The following is a 3304-nucleotide window of genomic DNA, read 5'->3' as shown; positions in this document are numbered from 1 at the left end:
GCGCTGAAAGAGCAAGCGGCCCGCATCGTATTTCAAGAGCCGCGTTTGCTGCCGTGGGCCAGCGTCAAGGACAATGTCGCCGTTGGCCTCGGCGAAGGCCAATCGGGCAAGGCTGCAGATCAACAAGCTGCGGCGATCCTCGATGAAGTGGGCCTTAAGGGGCGCGAAGGTCTGTGGCCGTCCCAGCTTTCGGGTGGAATGCGGCAACGTGTGGCCTTGGCCCGCGCGCTTGTTTCGCAACCAACTTTGTTGGCCTTGGACGAACCATTGGGCGCACTGGACGCCTTGACCCGCATTGATATGCAGGCGCTCCTCGAAGGGGTGTGGCAAGATTTGGGCTTTACCGCTTTGATGGTTACCCATGATGTGGGTGAGGCTGTGGCGCTCGGCGACCGCGTGATCCTGATTGATCATGGCCAAGTGGTGTTGGATTTGCCCGTCGACCTGCCCCGCCCGCGCAAACGCGGTACGCCAGAGTTTGCCGCCCTTGAGGGCCAAATCCTCGACAAATTGTTTGGTGATGACCCCCGCGCGCGGGAAGCGCATTAGGCCGATATAAAAAAGGGCTGAGGTCGCCTGACCCCAGCCCCTTCTTTAGACCAAAAGCCCAGCTTTAGCCCCCCGCGATTTCGCTCATCTCAATCGCACGACCGGTTGCCGCCGATAGCTCTGCTGCTGCACCCATCCGCACGGCTTGCAGGCCGTCTTGGGCCGTCACCTGGACTGGCGCGCCGTTCAAGATCGCGTCGATCCAAGCCCGCTGTTGATAGAAGGTCGCGCCAAAGTGCGAGCCGGCCTCGAGTGCGACGGGATCGACATGGATGGTTTCGCGCGTGACTTGCTTAGGCTGGCGGAAGCCAACCCGTGGGCTCATCACCATTTCACCGGGGGGGATCAGCACGTCGAGGCGGGCTTTATCGCCGGTTGCCGAAATTTCTTCCTGATGCTCGGCGCCATCGGCGAACATGCACAGATCGAGCATGGCGCGCGTGCCATTGGCGAAATCGACGACAGTAAAGCTGTTGTCGATAATGTCAGGCTTGCGCCCGTCATAGCGTTCGTCTTGGTGATTGATGTCCATATTGCCCGAGCAATAGACTCGGGTTGGCTCGGACTGGATGATATGGCGCATCAGATCGAAGAAGTGGCAGCACTTCTCCACCATCGTCCCGCCTGTATTGGCCGAGAAACGGTTCCAATCATCGACCTTCTGCAAGAAGGGGAAGCGATGTTCACGGATCGACACCATCATCAGGCGGCCGACATCGCCGCGATGTACGCGGGTCACAAATTCCGTCGCGGGTGGCATGAAGCGATATTCCATCCCCACCCAGAACACGCCTTTATAGGTGGCGGCTTGGTCGCGGATGCGGGCGGCGTCTTCGGCTGTCGTGCACAGGGGCTTTTCGCACAAAACGTGCACGCCGCTTTTGAATACGGGCTGTAACACATCGTGGTGGGTGAAGTTTGGCGAGGCGATGACGACGGCATCGACGAGGCCAGCGGCCAAAAGCTCATCCCCTGTCGCAAAGGTCGCCACATTAGCGCCTGCAGGGCCGAGCATACCTTTACCCAAAGCCAGCATCTTTTCGGTCGGGTCTGCCAAAGCTGTGATTTCAACTTCGGGCATCAGCTTCAAATTATTGATGTGCTCATAGCCCATCATGCCTGTGCCAATGACTCCCACCCGTATTTTGCCGCTCATGACCTCTCCCCGAAGCTGCGTTGACTCGTTATAAGACATCTTAAGCATAATGGCGGGCGATACACGCCCTCTTGGCAGTATGAGGAAATAGTCATGGCCCGTAATCCTGTTGAAGTCAGTTGGTTTTCCGCCCTGTGCGATGACGATTACGAGTTTTTGGGCCATTCTGAGCCGGCGCTGCAGTCTAGCTGGGAACATTGCCGCAATATCGCGCTGACCGCTGAGAAGAATGGCTTTGACAATATCCTGCTGCCATCGGGCTATCAGCTGGGCATTGATAATACCGTGTTTGCCGCTGGCATTGCCGGTTTGACCAGCCGGATGCGTCTCTTGCTGGCCATTCGGGTCGGTGAAATGTGGCCGCCACAGGTTGTGCGGCAATTGGCCACGCTGGATCGGATGATGCAGGGCAGGCTGGCTGTGAACTTCATTTCTTCCGAAATGCCCGGCGAAACCATGGGCTCTGCCCCCCGTTACGCGCGCACCTTGGAAGCGATGGAGATCCTGCGCGCCTGGATGAATGGCGAGACGGTTAAGCATCAGGGCGAATTCTTCCAATTTGATCTGGCCCCACCCCGCATCACGACACAATCAGGTAAGTCGCCTTATTTCTATTTCGGTGGACTGTCGGAAGACGCACGCGAAGTCGCGGCTAAAGCTGCCGACGTATACCTGATGTGGCCCGACACGGTGGCCAATTCCAAGGCCGTCTTGGAAGATATGAATGCACGCGCTGCCAAATATGGCCGCACGCTTAAGCACGGCTTCCGCGTCCATGTCGTGGTGCGCGAAACCGAAGCCGAAGCGCGCGAAGCCGCCAATCGTCTTCTCAGCAAACTCGACGCAGCCACCGGCGACGCGATCCGCGCCAAGTCCTTGGATGCCACATCCGTGGGTGTGCGTCGTCAAGCCGAACTGCGCGAAGCCGCCAGCGCCAATGATGGCTATGTAGAAGACAATTTGTGGACCGGCATTGGCCGCGCCCGCTCTGGCTGTGGTGCCGCCATTGTTGGCGATCCAGACCAAGTGCTGGCCAAGATCAACGCTTACCGGGACGTCGGGTTCGACGCCTTCATCCTATCAGGCTATCCCCATGCGGCCGAGTGCGACCTGTTTGGCCGCTATGTGCTGCCAAAGCTGGATCACGGCCTTCTGACGATCTAGCCGCCCTTAAAGCGAGATGGTCGCGCTGAGCTTGTCGGCCAGCGCGGCCGAGCCGCCGACAAAGATTGTGTGCGTGCCGGGCTCTAACCGCCAAGTGTGGGTCGCGACGTCGCGATAGCGCAGATCATCTGCATCCACGTCAAAGCGGATCACTTTGGTCTCGCCGGGCTCTAATGCGACGCGGGAGAAGGCCTTCAAGACCTTGGCAGGACGATCCACGACGCAGCCCGGGAAGCCAACATAGAGCTGCGCGATTTCTTCGCCCGTGCGGTCACCCAAATTGGTGACGCTGACTTGGGCCTGAAAGCCCGTTTTCGACCGGCGCAAGCTCAAAGCGCGATAGCCGTAACAGCTGTAGGACAAGCCATGGCCAAAGCCATAGCGCGGTTCAATCTGCTCGCGCGCAAACTTGGTATAGCCATGCCAATAATCGTA

Annotated in this window: 4 protein-coding genes; 2 read left to right on the top strand and 2 right to left on the bottom strand. The window is 58.7% G+C overall.

The window, feature by feature from the left end:
* On the top strand, positions 1–549 hold a 549-nt coding region (locus tag ACOVRA_RS13905), incomplete at its 5' end, for an ABC transporter ATP-binding protein (protein WP_421720825.1).
* A 64-nt stretch (positions 550–613) separates the two neighbouring features.
* Here the strand turns inward: ACOVRA_RS13905 and ACOVRA_RS13900 are convergent.
* Positions 614–1705 (bottom strand): Gfo/Idh/MocA family protein, encoded by a 1092-nt coding sequence (locus tag ACOVRA_RS13900; RefSeq protein ID WP_421720824.1) that lies wholly within the window; start codon positions 1703–1705, stop codon positions 614–616.
* 93 nt (positions 1706–1798) lie between these two features.
* Between ACOVRA_RS13900 and ACOVRA_RS13895 the strand changes: the two genes are divergently transcribed.
* A complete protein-coding gene (locus tag ACOVRA_RS13895; RefSeq protein WP_421720823.1) occupies positions 1799–2869 on the top strand; it encodes an LLM class flavin-dependent oxidoreductase in 1071 nt (356 codons plus the stop codon).
* A gap of 6 nt (positions 2870–2875) precedes the next feature.
* Here the strand turns inward: ACOVRA_RS13895 and ACOVRA_RS13890 are convergent.
* Positions 2876–3304 (bottom strand): fibronectin type III-like domain-contianing protein (locus tag ACOVRA_RS13890; protein ID WP_421720822.1); only part of this gene is annotated, 429 nt, incomplete at its 5' end.

The sequence above is a fragment of the Aquidulcibacter sp. genome (assembly GCF_049239865.1).
Taxonomy (GTDB): Bacteria; Pseudomonadota; Alphaproteobacteria; order Caulobacterales; family Aquidulcibacteraceae; genus Aquidulcibacter.
Note: the sequence above shows the minus strand (reverse complement) of the source record. Positions and strands in the feature narration are given on the sequence as shown.